This window comes from Streptomyces sp. NPDC031497 (assembly GCF_055580905.1).
Map to the genome: position 1 here is coordinate 41,129 of NZ_JBVIKO010000039.1, position 15,235 is coordinate 56,363.

General features: G+C 69.9%; 15 protein-coding genes. 6 read left to right on the forward strand and 9 right to left on the reverse strand.

Going from position 1 to position 15,235, the window contains the following annotated elements; genetic code table 11:
• Window positions 1–91 precede the first annotated feature (91 nt).
• Window positions 92–1,393 carry an LCP family protein gene (locus ACZ5K7_RS44725; protein ID WP_468923631.1) on the forward strand — a complete coding sequence of 434 codons (1,302 nt, stop codon included), beginning with the start codon at window positions 92–94 and terminating at the stop codon, window positions 1,391–1,393.
• A 62-nt stretch (window positions 1,394–1,455) separates the two neighbouring features.
• Here the strand turns inward: ACZ5K7_RS44725 and ACZ5K7_RS44730 are convergent, their stop codons facing one another.
• Together ACZ5K7_RS44730 and ACZ5K7_RS44735 are read right to left on the reverse strand one after the other, a co-directional pair.
• The gene (locus ACZ5K7_RS44730) at window positions 1,456–1,821 is read right to left on the reverse strand and encodes a four-helix bundle copper-binding protein (protein ID WP_351706404.1); all 366 of its coding nucleotides are present in this window, start codon (window positions 1,819–1,821) and stop codon (window positions 1,456–1,458) included.
• Window positions 1,822–2,033: 212 nt separating this feature from the next.
• Window positions 2,034–3,191, reverse strand: a complete 1,158-nt coding sequence (locus ACZ5K7_RS44735; RefSeq protein WP_468923634.1) for an acyl-CoA dehydrogenase — start codon at window positions 3,189–3,191, stop codon at window positions 2,034–2,036.
• Window positions 3,192–3,367: 176 nt separating this feature from the next.
• Between ACZ5K7_RS44735 and ACZ5K7_RS44740 the strand changes: the two genes are divergently transcribed.
• A complete protein-coding gene (locus ACZ5K7_RS44740; RefSeq protein WP_468923637.1) occupies window positions 3,368–4,711 on the forward strand; it encodes a UDP-glucose dehydrogenase family protein in 1,344 nt (447 codons plus the stop codon).
• Window positions 4,712–4,874: 163 nt separating this feature from the next.
• Here the strand turns inward: ACZ5K7_RS44740 and ACZ5K7_RS44745 are convergent, their stop codons facing one another.
• Window positions 4,875–5,381, reverse strand: a complete 507-nt coding sequence (locus tag ACZ5K7_RS44745; RefSeq protein WP_351706413.1) for a CGNR zinc finger domain-containing protein — start codon at window positions 5,379–5,381, stop codon at window positions 4,875–4,877.
• 121 nt (window positions 5,382–5,502) lie between these two features.
• On the opposite strand from ACZ5K7_RS44745, the gene ACZ5K7_RS44750 reads away from it, so the two are divergent.
• Together ACZ5K7_RS44750 and ACZ5K7_RS44755 are read left to right on the forward strand one after the other, a co-directional pair.
• A complete protein-coding gene (locus ACZ5K7_RS44750; protein WP_351706416.1) occupies window positions 5,503–5,862 on the forward strand; it encodes a VOC family protein in 360 nt (119 codons plus the stop codon).
• Window positions 5,863–5,875: 13 nt separating this feature from the next.
• Window positions 5,876–6,262, forward strand: a complete 387-nt coding sequence (locus tag ACZ5K7_RS44755) for a VOC family protein (protein WP_468923642.1) — start codon at window positions 5,876–5,878, stop codon at window positions 6,260–6,262.
• Between the two features lie 28 nt (window positions 6,263–6,290).
• Here the strand turns inward: ACZ5K7_RS44755 and ACZ5K7_RS44760 are convergent, their stop codons facing one another.
• The 4 genes from ACZ5K7_RS44760 to ACZ5K7_RS44775 form a co-directional block, all read right to left on the reverse strand.
• Window positions 6,291–7,385 (reverse strand): dipeptidase, encoded by a 1,095-nt coding sequence (locus ACZ5K7_RS44760; protein WP_468923645.1) that lies wholly within the window; start codon window positions 7,383–7,385, stop codon window positions 6,291–6,293.
• A gap of 203 nt (window positions 7,386–7,588) precedes the next feature.
• Window positions 7,589–8,767 (reverse strand): dipeptidase, encoded by a 1,179-nt coding sequence (locus ACZ5K7_RS44765; protein WP_351706425.1) that lies wholly within the window; start codon window positions 8,765–8,767, stop codon window positions 7,589–7,591.
• A 21-nt stretch (window positions 8,768–8,788) separates the two neighbouring features.
• On the reverse strand, window positions 8,789–9,313 hold the full coding sequence (gene purE / locus ACZ5K7_RS44770) for a 5-(carboxyamino)imidazole ribonucleotide mutase (RefSeq protein ID WP_351706428.1): 525 nt from the start codon (window positions 9,311–9,313) through the stop codon (window positions 8,789–8,791).
• Window positions 9,310–10,449 carry a 5-(carboxyamino)imidazole ribonucleotide synthase gene (locus ACZ5K7_RS44775; protein ID WP_468923648.1) on the reverse strand — a complete coding sequence of 380 codons (1,140 nt, stop codon included), beginning with the start codon at window positions 10,447–10,449 and terminating at the stop codon, window positions 9,310–9,312. Before ACZ5K7_RS44775 ends, purE begins: the two co-directional genes overlap by 4 nt.
• Window positions 10,450–10,655: 206 nt before the next feature.
• Here ACZ5K7_RS44775 and ACZ5K7_RS44780 point away from each other — a divergent pair, with 206 nt between their 5' ends.
• Complete coding sequence (locus ACZ5K7_RS44780; protein WP_351706434.1) at window positions 10,656–11,165, forward strand: GtrA family protein; 510 nt, start codon at window positions 10,656–10,658, stop codon at window positions 11,163–11,165.
• A 9-nt stretch (window positions 11,166–11,174) separates the two neighbouring features.
• Here ACZ5K7_RS44780 and ACZ5K7_RS44785 read toward each other — a convergent pair whose 3' ends face one another.
• On the reverse strand, window positions 11,175–12,449 hold the full coding sequence (locus ACZ5K7_RS44785) for an ATP-binding protein (protein ID WP_468923652.1): 1,275 nt from the start codon (window positions 12,447–12,449) through the stop codon (window positions 11,175–11,177).
• Between the two features lie 94 nt (window positions 12,450–12,543).
• Window positions 12,544–13,221 carry a response regulator transcription factor gene (locus tag ACZ5K7_RS44790; protein WP_007382513.1) on the reverse strand — a complete coding sequence of 226 codons (678 nt, stop codon included), beginning with the start codon at window positions 13,219–13,221 and terminating at the stop codon, window positions 12,544–12,546.
• A gap of 490 nt (window positions 13,222–13,711) precedes the next feature.
• On the opposite strand from ACZ5K7_RS44790, the gene ACZ5K7_RS44795 reads away from it, so the two are divergent.
• Window positions 13,712–15,208 carry an oligopeptide:H+ symporter gene (locus ACZ5K7_RS44795; protein WP_468923655.1) on the forward strand — a complete coding sequence of 499 codons (1,497 nt, stop codon included), beginning with the start codon at window positions 13,712–13,714 and terminating at the stop codon, window positions 15,206–15,208.
• Window positions 15,209–15,235: the final 27 nt, after the last annotated feature.

The window sequence follows — 15,235 nt, forward strand, 5'->3', positions numbered from 1 at the left end:
CGCGGAATTTGTGTCGGGTTCGCAACAGCGGTGCCCTGATTTTCCTACGACCCTTGTAAGAGGCACTGCCGCTGCCTGCACACTGGGGCCCATGAACGAATGGCCCGAGGGACGGTCGAACGACAACCGCGGCAACCGGTACGGACGCGGTAGCGCCAGCGCGCAGCCTGAGGGCGCCCGCGTGATGCGCCAGGTACGACGCGGGGAACCGTCGGCGCCGCCGTACGGCGCGCCGCAGCAAGGGGGCGGCGGCTACGCCGGCGTCCCGCAGCAGCCGGCCTACGGCAACGGGTACGACGACGGCTCCGGGTACGACAGCGGTTACGACAACGGCTACAACACCGGCCAGGTCTACGGCGGCGGCCCCGGGGGCGGGGGACCCGGCGGCACCCGTGAGCGCGGCCCGCGTCCGGCTCCGAACTGGCGCAAGCGGATCAAGTGGACGGCGATAGTCGTCGTGAGCGTGCTGATCGTCACATCCGTCGCGACCTACTTCTGGGCCGACTCCAAGCTGCACCGGGACGTCGACCTGTCGAAGGTCATCGACCGTCCCGACGCCGGCAAGGGCACCAACTACCTGATCGTCGGTTCCGACAGCCGCAAGGGCATGTCGGCCGAGGAGAAGAAGAAGCTGCACACGGGGTCGGCCGAGGGCCAGCGCACGGACTCGATGATGATCCTGCACGTCGGCGACAACGGCGACACCCTGATCTCCCTCCCCCGCGACTCGGACGTGGAGATCCCCTCGTACAAGGGGTCGACGTCCGGCAAGGTCTACCAGGGCACCGGCCGGCACACGAAGCTGAACGCGGCCTACGCCGAGGACGGCCCGACCCTCCTCGTCCGCACGGTCGAGTTCAACACCGGTCTGCACATCGACCACTACGTGGAGATCGGCTTCGCCGGCTTCGCGGACATCGTGGACGCGGTCGGCGGTGTCACGATCGACATCGACAAGGGCTTCAAGGACAGCTACTCGGGCGCGAACTTCAAGGCGGGCAAGCAGACCCTGAACGGCGAGGAGGCCCTCGCCTTCGTCCGCACCCGGCACGCCTTCGCCGCGTCCGACCTGCAGCGCACCAAGAACCAGCAGAAGTTCCTGGCCGCCCTGGCCCACCAGGTCGCCACCCCGTCGACGATCCTGAACCCCTTCAAGCTCTACCCCACCCTGGGCGCGGGCCTGGACTCCCTCACCGTCGACAAGGACATGAGCCTGTGGGACCTGGCCTCGATGTTCTTCGCGATGAAGGACGTCAACGGCGGCGGCGGCACCTCGATGAACATGCCGGTCTCCGGCTCCACGGGCGGCAACCTCGTCTGGGACAAGGCGAAGGTCAAGACCCTGGTCGACGAGCTGAAGAACGACCAGAAGGTCACCGTCACCAGCAACTGAGACCGGTCGTACGCGGTTCGGGGGCACCCTGCGGGGTGCCCCCGACGCCGTTCAGCGGGGTGTCACATGGACGCGCCCGCCATCGAGCGGCACATCTCGGCGCAGCGACGACACGCGTCGGCACAGCGCTTCATCTGCGGGTCGTCCGGCATGGACATACACGCCTCGGCGCACATGTCGCAGGCCTTGGCGCACATCGCGCACATCTCGGCCGACAGGGGCGAGCGCCGCATCATCATGTCGGCGCACATCCGGGTCATCTCGGAGCAGTCCATCAGCGCCCGCATGATCCTCATGTGGGTCGGGCCGCCCTCCATGGACATGCAGGAGCTGAGGGTCTCCTCGCACATCGTGTGGGTGGCCATGCACGCGTTGACGCACTCCTGCATCTGCTTGCTCATGGCGGTCATGGGTCCGGTCTGGGTCATGGCTCCTCCAGGGGAGAGGGGGGTAGGGCCCGGGGCAGGCCCCGTTCGTCTTCGTTCCTAAGCCCGACCCTCCGGTAGCGCCATTCGGCGACAGCCGGACGCTTGTCGGCCATATGGCTCCGGCCTGTACGAACACCTCTCGGCAGCAGCCGCGAAAAAGGCGCCCCGCAGGGCGCCTTTTCCATGTCCTGGAGTGCTGAACTCCGCTGTCGTTACGGCAGGTTCCTTGCCATCACGATCCGCTGGACCTGGTTCGTGCCCTCATAGATCTGGGTGATCTTGGCGTCGCGCATCATGCGCTCGACCGGGTAGTCGCGGGTGTAGCCGTAGCCGCCGAGGAGCTGGACGGCGTCCGTGGTGACCTCCATGGCGGTGTCGGAGGCGAAGCACTTCGCCGCCGCGCCCTGGAAGGTGAGGTCGCTGTCGCCGCGCTCGGAGGCGGCCGCGGCCTGGTAGGTGAGGGCACGTGCCGCGGCGATCTTCATGGCCATGTCGGCGAGCATGAACTGGATGCCCTGGAAGTCGCCGATCGGCTTGCCGAACTGCTTGCGCTCCTGGACGTAGCCCTTGGCGTAGTCCAACGCGCCCTGCGCCACGCCCAGCGCCTGGGCGGCGATGGTGATGCGGGTGTGGTCCAGGGTCTTCATCGCCGTCGCGAAGCCGGTGCCCTCCGCGCCGATCATGCGGTCGGCGGGGATGCGGACGTTGTCGAAGTAGACCTCACGGGTCGGCGAGCCCTTGATGCCGAGCTTCTTCTCCGGAGCGCCGAAGGAGACGCCCTCGTCCGACTTCTCGACGACGAACGCGGAGATTCCCTTCGAGCGCTTGGACGGGTCGGTCACGGCCATGACGGTGTAGTAGTCGGACACACCCGCGTTGGTGATCCAGCGCTTCACGCCGTTGAGGACGTAGTCGTCGCCGTCGCGGACCGCCTTCGTCTTCATGCCGGCCGCGTCGGAGCCCGCCTCCGGCTCGGAGAGGCAGTACGAGAACATCGCGTCGCCCTTGGCCAGCGGCGCCAGGTACTTCTTCTTCAGGTCCTCGGAACCGGAGAGGATCACCGGGAGCGAGCCCAGCTTGTTCACGGCGGGGATGAGGGAGGAGGAGACGCAGGCGCGGGCCACCTCCTCGATCACGATGACCGTGGCGAGCGCGTCGGCGCCGGCACCGCCGTACTCCTCGGGGACGTGCACGGCGTGCAGGTCGTTGGCGACCAGCGCGTCGAGGGCCTCCTGCGGGAAGCGGGCCTCCTCGTCCACCGCGGCCGCGTACGGGGCGATCTTCGCCTCGACCAGCGCGCGGACGACGTCGCGGAGCATGTCGTGCTCCTCGGACGGGCGGTACAGGTCGAAGTCAGCCGATCCGGCCAAGGTCCCTCACTCCAGACGCAGTGGTGCTGACGCTAATTACTGTTAAGTAACTCAAAGTTTAGAGCGCGGCCCACGGAACGGTGACGTGAGGTACGCGACAGCGGGAAAGTTGCCCGCAGGAGGGCCCGGTTATGCTCGGCCCCGCAGCAGCACAAACGTCCCCGAGCTGGAGCATCATGAGCCTCAAGATCACTGTGATCGGCACCGGTTATCTCGGCGCCACGCATGCCGCGGCCATGGCGGAGCTCGGCTTCGAGGTGCTCGGCCTCGACGTCGTACCCGAGAAGATCGCCATGCTGGAGCGCGGCGAGACCCCGATGTACGAGCCGGGGCTCGACGAGTTGCTGCGCCGACACGTGGCGGGCTTCGAGGGCTCCACCGGGCGGCTGCGCTTCACCACCGACTGGGCCGAGGTGGGCGCCTTCGGGGATGTCCACTTCGTCTGTGTGAACACCCCGCAGAAGCACGGCGAGTACGCGTGCGACATGTCGTACGTCGACTCCGCGATCGCGTCGCTGGCCCCGCATCTCACCGGGCCCGCGCTCGTCGTCGGCAAGTCGACCGTGCCGGTCGGTTCGGCGGACCGGCTGGCCGCCTACCTCGCCGAGAACGCGCCCGCGGGCGCCGAGGCCGAGCTGGCCTGGAACCCGGAGTTCCTGCGGGAGGGCTTCGCCGTCCAGGACACCCTGCACCCCGACCGGATCGTGGTCGGCGTGCGCAGCGAGCGGGCCGAGAAGCTGCTGCGCGAGGTGTACGCGACGCCGCTGGGCGAGGACACGCCGTTCGTGGTGACCGACTTCCCGACCGCCGAGCTGGTGAAGACGGCCGCGAACTCCTTCCTGGCGACCAAGATCTCCTTCATCAACGCCATGGCCGAGGTGTGCGAGGCCGCGGACGGCGATGTGGCCAGGCTGGCCGAGGCGATCGGGCACGACGACCGGATCGGGAACAAGTTCCTGCGCGCCGGGATCGGGTTCGGCGGCGGCTGCCTGCCGAAGGACATCCGGGCGTTCATGGCCCGCGCGGGCGAGCTGGGCGCCGACCAGGCGCTGACCTTCCTGCGCGAGATCGACTCCATCAACATGCGGCGCCGGGGCCAGATGGTCGAGATGGCCCGGGAGGCGCTGGGGGGCGGATCGTTCCTCGGGAAGCGGGTCGCGGTGCTCGGCGCGACGTTCAAGCCGGACTCGGACGACGTGCGGGACTCGCCGGCGCTGAACGTCGCCGGGCAGATCCATCTGCAGGGCGGCCAGGTGACGGTGTACGACCCGAAGGGGATGGAGAACGCCCGGCGGCTGTTCCCGACACTCGGCTACGCGGATGCCGCGCTGGAGGCCGTGCGGGGGGCGCATGTCGTGCTGCACCTCACCGAGTGGCGGGAGTTCCGGGAGCTGGATCCGGCCGCGCTGGGTGCGGTGACCTCGGAGAGGGTGATCCTCGACGGGCGTAACGCGCTGGAGCCGGAGGTCTGGCGGCGGGCGGGGTGGACGTACCGGGCGATGGGGCGTCCGACCGCTTAGATCCGCGGGTGCGCGCCCTGGGCTCTGCGGGTGCGCTTTGAGCTCCGCATGTGTCCAGGACGGAAAGACGACACCGGTTCGGCCGAGGCTCAGTCGGCCGAACCGGTGTCTTGCTGCATTCTGCACCACGCGGCACAGACATGGCCGGTGAACTGACTGTGCCTTACCTGTCCTTGGCCCGGTACCGGCGCATCTTCGCGCGCGCCCCGCACACCTGCATCGAGCACCAGCGGCCGCGCCCCGCCGGGCTGCGGTCGTAGTACGCCCAGTGGCAGGTGTCGGCCTCGCAGGCCTTGAGGCGGGTCCAGGTGCCCTCCACCAGGGCCGTGGCAACGGCGGCGGCGATCCGGGAGAGCAGCGGGGCCGAGTCGCCGGGGACGAGGGCCGCCGAGCCGTCGGCAGGGTCGACGGCGACATACAGGGGCGCGTGCGCGAGCAGTTCTCCCAGCGGGGTCACCCGGCGGTGCGGGGGGTGGCCGGCGTGGGCGAGGAGGGTGGCGCGCAGCGACTCGCGCAGGGCGCGCGCGGGCGGGAGCCCGGCTTCCGTGATGCCGAGGCGCGCCCTGCCGTCCGGCGTGTCGAGCGCGTCGGTGCCCGACTCGATGTCCAGCGTGTTCACCAGGGCCTCGACCAGTGCCAGGCCGCCCGGCGCGGGCGATCTCTCACTCATCCCTGCCAGCTACCTCCCGAATTCCCTTGCGAGGTTACCTCCACTACGGAAGCATGCGGTAACGGTGACTGGTTACCCGGCTCTACAGGTAACAGGCAACTCGGCCTACGAGGAGGAAGTCATGGCTCTCGCCAAGCTCGGTGTCGTCGTCCTGGACTGTCCCGACCCGTCCGCGCTCGCCGGTTTCTACGCGGCGGTGCTCGGCGGCAGCGTCGAGGGGGACGAGGAGTGGGTGGACCTGGTGGTGCCCGGCGGACAGGCGCTGGCCTTCCAGAAGGCGCCCGGTCTCGTGCCGCCGAAGTGGCCCGCGCCCGACGACTCCCAGCAGTTCCACCTGGATCTGGTGGTGGACGATCTGGACGCGGCCGAGAAGGGGGTGCTGGAGCTGGGCGCGAAGCCGCTGGACGCGGCGGACCGGGCGCGCAGCTTCCGGGTCTACGCCGACCCGGCGGGGCACCCGTTCTGCCTCTGCGCCAGCTGACCGGGGAGGACTCATGGCGATCGTCGCCCGTCTGCGCAACGTGGTGATCGACAGTCCCGACCCGCTCGCACTGGCCGGCTTCTACGCCGCCGTGGCCGGGGGTACCCCGGTGGCCGAGGACGACGACTGGGTCGTCCTGCAGGTACCGGACGGACCGCGACTGGGCTTCCAGCGGGTGGCGGGGTACACGCCGCCCGAGTGGCCGCGGGCCGACCGCAACGCCCAGCAGTTCCATCTCGACTTCGACGCGGGGTCGACCTGGGAGGAGGTCGACGCGGCACACGAGAAGGTACTGGCGCTGGGGGCGCGCCCGCTGGATCTGGAGGACCGGGAGGAGAAGGACTTCCAGGTGTACGCCGACCCGGCCGGCCATCCCTTCTGTCTGTGCCGGATCCCCTGATCACGCCGTCCGGACCGGCCCGGCGGGCTCACGCCTCCGGGTCGGCCGGACTGGCGGGGTCCGGCTCGCGGCGGCGTTGGGCCGCGCGGGCGGTGAAGTCGGCGCTGCGGAGCACTCGCTGGACGTTTTCCCAGGTCAGCAGGGACAGCTCGGTGTCGGACCAGCCTCGTCGGAGCAGTTCGGCGATCAGGTGCGGATAGCGCGAGGTGTCGGCGAGGTCGCGTGGGTGGGCGGCTCCGGTGTCGTAGCTGCCGGACAGGGCGACGCACTCGGGGCCGGCCACGATCCGGACGTGGTCGAGATGGTCGGCGACGTCGGGGACGGCCGGCCCGGACTGCTCGGCGGTCAGCGGCACCATGCACAGGCCCTGCTGCTCGCCCAGCTGCACGAGCAGTGCGTCGGAGAGGTTGGCGGGGTGCGGGCGTACGGCCGCGGCGGCGGAGCGGGTGCACAGGACCGGCGTCTTGGACAGGGCGAGCACCCGGGCGAGGACGGGCTCCGGGGCGCCGGACAGGTCGGCGAGCACGCCGAGCCGGTTCATCTCGCGGATCACCTCCTCGCCGAACCGGGTCAGCCCCTCCCGGTCCGCCCAGTCGGCCCCGGCCAGGGAGAGCACGCGCAGGCCGAGGGAGTTCAGGACGCGCAGGATGCCGAGGGAGTCGTCGACGGCGGCGGCGGAGGCGGGGCCGAGCACCACCGCGACCCGGCCGCAGTGGCGGGCGTCGATGATCTGCCCGGCGGTGCGCACCAGGCGGAGCCCCTCCGGGTGCCTCCCGACCACCCGGCGCGCCAGGTCCAGCTGTTCCAGGGTGGCCCCCACGGCCCGGCCGCCGCGCTCCTCCTCCGGCAGGTCCAGCGACCAGAACAGCGCGCCCACGTGCCCCTCGCGCAGCCGGGGCACGTCCGTGTCCACGGCTGCCTCGCCCAGTTCCAGGTCGTACCACGGCAGCGGCCCGAGCGCCCGCGGCAGCCCGCTGTAGCCGTCCGCGACCGGGTACGCGGCCAGCAGGACATGGGCCCGTTCCAGGAACTCGGCGTGGGACACCACCGGGTACGGGTCGTCCGGGAGGCTGTCGTCCTCGCCGACCTCGGTCGTGGTGGGAATGTCGTGGAGGTCGGCCATTGCGGGCTCCGTACGTCGTCGTGAGCTACGTCGTGATGGGGCTGTAGCCCACCGTCGCACGCCCGGCCGGGAGGGTTCCTGGTGGACGGGGCGTTCGGGGGTACGGCCGCCCGCACGGCCCGGGAGACGGAGCCGCCGGCCGGGACCGGGGCGGACCGGGCGGGGCCGACGGTCGCACCGGTCGCCCCGCCCCGCCGCGCCGGTCAGCCGTCCAGCTGGGAGATGGTCGCGTTCGACGGCCCCCGCGTCCCCTGGAGGTCCCGGGCCACGTCCTCCGCCGCGCCCAGGACGCGGACCGCGTTCTGCCAGGTGAGCTTGGCCAGGTCGGGGCGGGACCAGCCGCGGTCGAGGAGTTCGGCGATCAGGTTGGGGTAGCCGGAGACGTCGTTCAGGCCGTCCGGGGTGAAGGCCGTGCCGTCGTAGTCGCCGCCGATGCCGATGTGGTCGATGCCGGCGGTCTCGCGCATGTGGTCGAGGTGGTCGGCGACCGTGGCGGTCGTCGCGACCGGGCGGGGGTGGCTCTCCTCGAAGGCCCGGTGGACCTTCATCGCGTCCTCGGTGGTGTCGAGGTGGTGGAAGCCGTGCGCGCGCATGTTGTCGTCGGCCGCCGCCGTCCAGTCGACCGCCGCCTGGAGCACGAACTTCGGTACGAACGTCACCATCGCCACACCGCCGTTGGCGGGGAGGCGTTCGAGGACGTCGTCCGGGATGTTGCGGGGGTGGTCGCAGACGGCCCGGGCGGAGGAGTGCGAGAAGACCACCGGGGCGCTGGTGGTGTCGAGCGCGGCCCGCATGGTCGTCGGGGCCACGTGCGAGAGGTCCACCAGCATGCCCAGCCGGTTCATCTCCCGCACCACCTCGCGGCCGAAGGCGGACAGACCGCCCACGTTCGGCTCGTCGGTCGCCGAGTCCGCCCAGTCGTTGTTGTCGTTGTGGGTGAGCGTCATGTACCTCACGCCGAGGGCGTACAGACCGCGCAGCGTGCCCAGCGAGTTGTCGATGGAGTGGCCGCCCTCCGCCCCCATGAGAGAGGCGATCCGGCCCTCGGCACGCGCCGCCTCCATGTCGGCGGCGGTCAGCGCGGCCCGCAGGTCGGCCGGGTAACGGGCGATCAGCTGCCGTACGCAGTCGATCTGTTCGAGGGTCGCCGGGACCGCGCCCGGCAGGTCCGAGCGGACGTACACCGACCAGAACTGCGCGCCCACGCCGCCCTCGCGCAGGCGCGGGATGTCGGTGTGCAGATGCGCGTTCTGGTGGCCGGCGATGTCACGGGCGTCGAGGTCGTAGCGGACCTGCTCGCGCAGCGCGTAGGGCAGGTCGTTGTGGCCGTCGACGACCGGGAACTCGCGCAGCAGGGACCGGGCTTCGTCGAATGAGGTCATTGCGTATTGCTTCCCGGTGTCCTACTTGCCGAAGCCGAAGCCGTTCGAGCCGCCTTCGACCTTTGCCCGCAGGCGCTTGCCCTTCTCGGCCGCCTGGTCGTTGAGGTCCTGCTGGAAGTCCCGCATCCGGGCCAGCAGGTCCTCGTCGTGCGTGGCCAGGATACGGGCGGCCAGCAGGCCCGCGTTGCGGGCGCCGGCGACCGAGACCGTGGCGACCGGGACACCGGCCGGCATCTGCACGATCGACAGCAGGCTGTCCATGCCGTCGAGGTACTTCAGCGGGACCGGGACGCCGATGACCGGGAGGGGGGTGACGGAGGCGAGCATGCCCGGGAGATGGGCCGCTCCCCCGGCACCCGCGATGATCACCTTCAGGCCGCGCTCCGCCGCCTGCTCGCCGTACGTCACCATCTCGCGCGGCATGCGGTGCGCGGAGACGACGTCGACCTCGTACCCGATCTCGAACTCGTCCAGGGCCTTCGCGGCGGCCTCCATGACGGGCCAGTCGGAGTCCGAACCCATGACGATGCCAACAACAGGGCTCATTCGGTGATCGTGCCTCTCAGGTAGCCGGCAGCGTGACGTGCGCGTTCGAGAACGTCGTCCAGGTCGTCGCCGTAGGTGTTGACGTGGCCGACCTTGCGGCCGGGCTTCACGTCCTTGCCGTACATGTGGATCTTCAGTTTGGGGTCGCGGGCCATGCAGTGCAGGTACGCGGAGTACATGTCGGGGTAGTCGCCGCCGAGGACGTTGACCATGACCGTCCACTTGGCGCGGGGCCGCGGGTCGCCCAGGGGCAGGTCGAGAACGGCCCGCACATGGTTGGCGAACTGGCTGGTGATCGCGCCGTCCTGACTCCAGTGCCCGGAGTTGTGCGGGCGCATCGCCAGTTCGTTGACGAGGATGCGGCCGTCACGGGTCTGGAACAGCTCCACGGCGAGGTGGCCGACCACGCCCAGCTCCTTGGCGATCAGCAGCGCCATCTCCTCGGCCCGCAGGGCGAGGGCCTCGTCCAGGTCGGGGGCGGGGGCGATGACCGTGTCGCAGACGCCGTTCACCTGCTGGGACTCGACCACCGGGTAGGCGACGGCCTGGCCGTGCGGGGAGCGTACGACGTTGGCGGCCAGCTCGCGGACGTATTCGACCTTCTCCTCGGCGAGGACGGGCACGCCGGCCCGGAACGGGTCGTTGGCCTCCTCGGCGGTCTCCACGACCCAGACGCCCTTGCCGTCGTAGCCGCCGCGGACCGTCTTGAGGACGACGGGGAAGCCGTCGCCCTCGGCGGCGAACCGGACCACGTCCTCCGGGTCGGCCACGATCCGGTAGCGCGGGCAGGGGATGCCGATCGCGTCGAGCCTGGCCCGCATCACGCCCTTGTCCTGGGCGTGCACCAGAGCGTCGGGGCCTGGGCGCACGGGGATGCCGTCCGCCTCCAGGGCCCGCAGATGCTCCGTGGGCACATGCTCGTGATCGAAGGTGATCACATCGCAGCCGCGCGCGAACGCACGCAGTGTCTCCAGGTCGCGGTAGTCGCCGATGACGACATCGCTCACCACCTGGGCCGCGGAATCCTGAGGGGTGTCACTGAGGAGCTTGAACCTGATGCCCAACGGGATGCCCGCTTCGTGCGTCATACGCGCGAGCTGGCCCCCGCCGACCATGCCGACTACCGGGAACGTCACGCCCCCAGGGTATCGGCCGCGCCAGGGTGGCCGGTTTCCGCGCCCGCGACCAGGGCTCTTACCTGACGCTTCGCCGCCTCTTGCCCCGCTTTTCCGGTGCTCTTTCCAAGCCGTTTCCGACCTGTGTCGCCATCCACAGGCGTGGGTCATACTGGCTCGTTAGAGTGGCTGGGTCGCAATATCTACGGACGGGAGCCCGCACAACCATGGAACGTGGTTCCTCGGGGCTGCAACGGCTCGTACGCGAGGTCGCCAAATTCGGCGCCGTCGGCGGCGCCGGCATTCTCGTCAATCTCGGCGTCTTCAACCTGGTCCGGCACCTCACCGAGCTTCCGGTGGTGCGGGCGAGCGTGATAGCCACCGTCGTCGCCATTGTCTTCAACTACCTCGGCTTCCGCTACTGGACGTACCGGGACCGTGACAAGGGCGGCCGCACCAAGGAACTCACCCTGTTCCTGCTGTTCAGCGCGGTCGGCCTGGTGATCGAGAACGGTCTGCTGTATCTGGCGACCTACGGCTTCGGCTGGGACAGCCCGCTGCAGAGCAACGTCTTCAAGTTCGTCGGCATCGGCGTGGCGACGCTGTTCCGCTTCTGGTCGTACCGCTCCTGGGTGTTCAAGGCGCTGCCGGCCCGTGAGACGGTCGCCGACGCGGAGGCGATCCTGGAGCGGGCCGCCGATACCCCGGAGCCCAAGCCCAGGCAGCGGGTCTTCTGATCATTCGTCCTAGCGGACCGTCGGCAGGTCTTCGTCCGGCGGCTTGTGGGCCGGCGGGGTGCGGGACAGGAACAGGCCGAACACCGGCGGCTGGGCCTGGAGCAGCTCCAGACGGCCGCCGTCGGCCTCCGCGAGGTCGCGGGCGACGGCCAGCCCGATCCCGGTGGAGTTACGGCCGCTGATCGTCCGCTCGAAGATCCGGTTGCCGAGGTCGGCGGGCACCCCGGCCCCCTCGTCGGTCACCTCGATGACCGCCTGGTTGCCGGTCACCCGGGTCCGCAGGGCGACCGTGCCACCGCCGTGCATCAGCGAGTTCTCGATCAGCGCGGCCAGCACCTGGGCGACCGCGCCCGGCGTGCCCACCGCCCGCAGATGCCGCTTGCCGGAGCTGACGATCGCCCGGCCCGAGCTGCGGTAGGCGGGCCGCCACTCGGCGAGCTGCTGCTGGATGACCTCGTCGAGGTCGAAGGTGACGGCGGAGCCGGTGCGCGGGTCGCGAGAGTTCGTCAGCAGCCGCTCCACGACATCGGTCAGCCGCTCCACCTGCGTCAACGCCACGTTCGCCTCCTCCTTCACGGTGTCCGGGTCGTCGGTGAGGGTGATCTCCTCGAGCCGCATGGACAGCGCGGTCAGCGGGGTGCGCAGCTGGTGGGAGGCGTCGGCGGCCAGCCGCCGCTCGGCGGTGAGCATGCGCCCGATCCGCTCGGCGGAGGAGTCCAGCACGTCGGCGACCCGGTCCAGCTCCGGGACGCCGTACCGCTTGTGCCGGGGGCGGGGGTCGCCGGAGCCGAGCCGCTCGGCGGTCTCGGCGAGGTCGGTGAGCGGGGAGGCGAGCCGGTTGGCCTGCCGGATGGCCAGCAGCACGGCGGCGATCACGGCGAGCAGCGCGACCGCCCCGATGATCAGCAGCGTCCGGCCGACCTCCCGGGTCACCGTGGACCGCGGCTCCTGGACGGTGACCGTCTCGCCTTCCTCGCCGTCGACGGTGTAGTGGATGACATCGCCCTCGGGCTTGACCCCGAGCTCGATCGGCGCCTTGCCCGGGATCCGGATGACGGCGTACTGGTCCTTGCCGACCTGGCTGTGCAGTATCTCGGCGGTGACGTCCTCGTCCCCGAGGATGCGGCTGTCGACGATGCTGGCGAGCCGGAGCGCTTCGGAGTCGACGCGTTCCTGGGCGCTGTTGCTGATGGTCCGCGATTCGACGATCACCAGGGAGACGCCGAAGACCGCGATGACGACGAGCACGACGGCGAGGGTGGACTGGATCAGACGACGACGCACGTCAGCGCCCCTTCAGGGGCGCGGGGAACTGCGCGATCAGCCCACGACGACGGCCAGTCGCGCACTTACCCGTGCCACCCACGACGAATCGCACTTAACTCTTCTCGAACCGGAAGCCCACACCACGCACCGTAGCGATGTACCGCGGGTTCGCCGCATCGTCGCCGAGCTTCTTCCGCAGCCACGAGATGTGCATGTCGAGCGTCTTGGTCGACGACCACCACGTCGTGTCCCAGACCTCGCGCATCAACTGGTCACGAGTAACCACCCGTCCGGCGTCCCGCACCAGCACCCGCAGCAGGTCGAACTCCTTCGCGGTGAGCTGGAGTTCCTCGTCCCCCATCCACGCCCGGTGCGACTCGACGTCGATCCGCACCCCGTGCGTGGCCGGCGGCTGCGCGGGCTCCGCGGCGCCACGGCGGAGCAGCGCCCGTACCCGGGCGAGCAGTTCGGCGAGCCGGAACGGCTTGGTGACGTAGTCGTCGGCACCCGCGTCCAGGCCGACGACGGTGTCCACCTCGTCGGCCCGCGCGGTAAGGATGAGGATGGGTACGGCGTGGCCCTCGGCACGCAGTCGGCGCGCCACCTCCAGGCCGTCCATGCCGGGCAGCCCGAGGTCCAGCACGACCAGGTCGATGCCGCCCTGCATTCCGGCGTCGAGCGCGGTGGGTCCGTCCTCGCGCACCTCGACCTCGTAACCTTCCCGGCGCAGTGCGCGGGCCAGCGGCTCCGAAATGGACGCGTCGTCCTCGGCGAGCAGTACACGGGTCATGAGGTGATGGTAGTCCGATTACGCGCTGTGCCGGGGTGTGATCGGCACCAGGGATTCTTACCTTGGGGCACAGTGGTACGAACCTGTGAGCGAGAGGTGAGATCGTGGAGGCGCCTTCGAATGCGGGCGCACGGTTCCCCCGACACCTGTGATCCGTGTCTCAAGTCCTTCCATATACGGCCGTGTCCTGACGTACAGTGACGTGAACGCCTGTAGTACACCCGGTGACCTTTGGTGGGCTTTGACGCTGAAGGTCTCTTTTGTGTGCGGGTCGGCCCAGGCCGGCCTTGAAAGGAATGACCTCTGGCCGGGCTCCGGACGCGACACAGCGTCACGGCGCGTGGATCCCGGTGGTCGCCGTCCGCCGCTCCGTGATCCGGGGCGGACTCCCCCTGGGCGTGGGGTGGACGGTTCGACCCGCCGGTGCCGGCCGCTCCCCCCACGGGCGCGCACAGCCCCACCGCGCGTCCCGACCAGCAAGGAACGACCCATGGCGTCCAGCCTGACGAAGGACTCGGTCCGACCGGGCACCCCCGGTTCCGAGAAGACCTTCTTCGGCCACCCCCGCGGACTGGCCACTCTCTTCATGACCGAGATGTGGGAGCGTTTCTCCTACTACGGCATGAAGGCCCTGCTCCCGCTGTACCTGGTCGCTCCCGGCGGCCTGCACATGAGCGCGGCCACGGCGACGGCGATCTACTCGGTGTACCTGTCGCTCGTGTACCTGCTCGCCCTGCCGGGCGGCTGGTTCGCCGACCGTGTCCTCGGCCCCCGTAAAACGGTCGCCGTCGCGGGCGTGATCATCATGCTCGGCCACCTGACGCTGGCGCTGCCCAGCGCCGGCACCTTCTTCGCTGGCCTCGGCCTGGTCGCCATAGGCTCAGGTCTGCTGAAGGCAAACATCTCCACGATGGTCGGTCACCTGTACGACGGTCCGGACGACCCGCGCCGTGACGGTGGCTTCACGCTCTTCTACATCGGCATCAACGTGGGCGCGTTCGCCGCGCCACTGGCCATCGGCACGGTCGGCGAGAACTACAACTGGCACCTCGGCTTCGCGCTGGCCGCGCTCGGCATGGCGCTGGGCCTGGCCCAGTTCCTGCTCGGCACGCGCCACCTGAGCTCGCGTTCGGACATCGTCCCGACGCCGCTGTCCGCCGCGGAGAAGAAGGCGACGCTGACGAAGGCCGGTCTGTGGGCCGCCGTCGCCGTGGTCTTCTACGTCGTCGTGGGTGTCTCCGGCGTCTACACGCTGAACTGGCTGCTGGTCCCGATCACGATCGCCGGTCTGCTGATCCCGGTCGTCGTCATCGCCCGCATCAAGCGCGACAAGGACCTGGACCGCGCCGACCAGTCCAAGATGAGCGCGTACATCTGGTTCTTCGTGGCCGCCGCGGTCTTCTGGATGATCTACGACCAGGGTGGCTCGACGGTCTCCCTGTTCGCCGAGGCCTCCGCGCGGAACACCATCTTCGGCTGGGAGTTCCCGGTCTCCTGGTACCAGTCCGTCAACCCGGTCATGATCATGGCGTTCGCGCCGGTCTTCGCCTGGGCGTGGCTGGCGATGGCGCGGCGGGGCAAGGAGCCGAGCACGGCCGTGAAGTTCGCCGGTGGTCTGGTGCTGATCGGTGCGTCGTTCTTCCTGTTCCTCGCGCCGCTGTCGATCGCGGACGGCGGTCACAAGGCCGCGGCGATGTGGCTGGTCGGCATCTACTTCGTGCAGACCGTGGGTGAGCTGCTGCTCTCTCCGGTGGGTCTGTCGGTGACGACCAAGATGGCTCCGGCGAAGTACGCGTCCCAGATGATGGGCGTGTGGTTCCTCGCGGTCACCGCGGGCGACGCGACGACCGGTCTGCTGTCCATCGCCGGGGTCGACCTCAACAAGACGGGGATCGTGGCGTTCCAGGCGGTACTGGCGGTGCTCGCCGGTGCGGCGGTGTGGATGTACCGGAAGAAGGTCCGGGAGCTCATGGGCGACGTTCACTGATCGTCTTCTGCGTCTTCTGACAGAGGG